This window comes from Streptomyces sp. URMC 126 (assembly GCF_051386555.1).
Lineage (GTDB): Bacteria > Actinomycetota > Actinomycetes > Streptomycetales > Streptomycetaceae > Streptomyces.
Window position 1 is genome coordinate 1 of sequence record NZ_JBPQTX010000634.1, and the last position, 1002, is coordinate 1002.

Consider the following 1002-nt stretch of genomic DNA (forward strand, 5'->3'; position numbering starts at 1 on the left):
CGCCCCCCCCCCCCCCCCCGGGCCGAGGGCGTCCGGCGGCCGGTCTCGGGCGACCCACGGGTAGGGGTGGGCGGGGCCGGCAGGGCCTGGCCGACGCGGGACGGCTCGGGCGGGCCGCCGCCGGCCGGCTCCGGGCCGACGGGCGGGCGGCCCGCGGCGGTCAGCGGTGGCCCGCGTCGGCCTGAGGCGGTCAGCGGGTGCGGCGCTGACGGATGACCCGTGCGGCGCGGGCCTCCTCCAGCCAGGCGGGGAAACCGGCCGTCAGCTCCTCGTAGAGGGCGTCGTCCGCGAGGCCCTTGGGGTCGCGGCCCGCGTGGAAGAAGCCCGCGTTGTCCACCGCGCGGCGCTCCGGCACGGGCAGCGCGTCCAGCTTGCGCAGGAAGTCGAACCCCTTCCCCTCGGGGTCCCCGAAGGCGACGAACTGCCAGTAGATCGGCAGCTTGGCGGCCTCGCAGAGGGCCTTCTCGGCGGCGGACTTGCTGTAGGGGCCACCGTCCGTCTGGAAGACGACGAACGCGGGGTCGGTGGCGCCGGACTTCTTGTAGTGCTTGATCACTTCCCGCATGGCGAGGTGGTAGTTGGTCCGTCCCATGTGCCCCAGGGAGGAATGGAGTTCCTGGATGCGGCCCTCGTAGTCGGCGAGGTCGAGCTCGGCGACGCCGTCGACCTCGGTGGAGAAGAAGACGACGGGAACGGTCCCGTCGTCGTCCAGGTGCGCGGAGAGGCCGAGCACCTGCTCGGCGAGGCGCTGGACGCTGCCGTCCTTGTAGTACTCGCGCATGGACCCCGAACGGTCGAGCACCAGGTAGACGGCGGCCCGCTGCCCGGCGAGGCCGCGCTTGCGCAGGGAGACGCCCGCGGACTTGTAGAGGCTGACGAGACCGGGGGCCGAGCGCCGCACCTTCTCCAGGCTGATGGCGGAGCCGCGGCCGGCTTCCTCCGGGCCGGCCGGGCGCGCGTCTTCGGCGGCGGCCGGGGTGATGGGGGTGCCGGGGGTGGCGC

Annotated in this window: 1 protein-coding gene; it reads right to left on the reverse strand. The window is 75.0% G+C overall.

Annotated features, from left to right (window positions below; translation table 11 throughout):
• Positions 1-190: 190 nt before the first annotated feature.
• Positions 191-901, reverse strand: coding sequence for a vWA domain-containing protein (locus ACSNOK_RS33225; RefSeq protein WP_436784503.1), 711 nt, complete (start codon positions 899-901; stop codon positions 191-193).
• Positions 902-1002 lie beyond the last annotated feature (101 nt).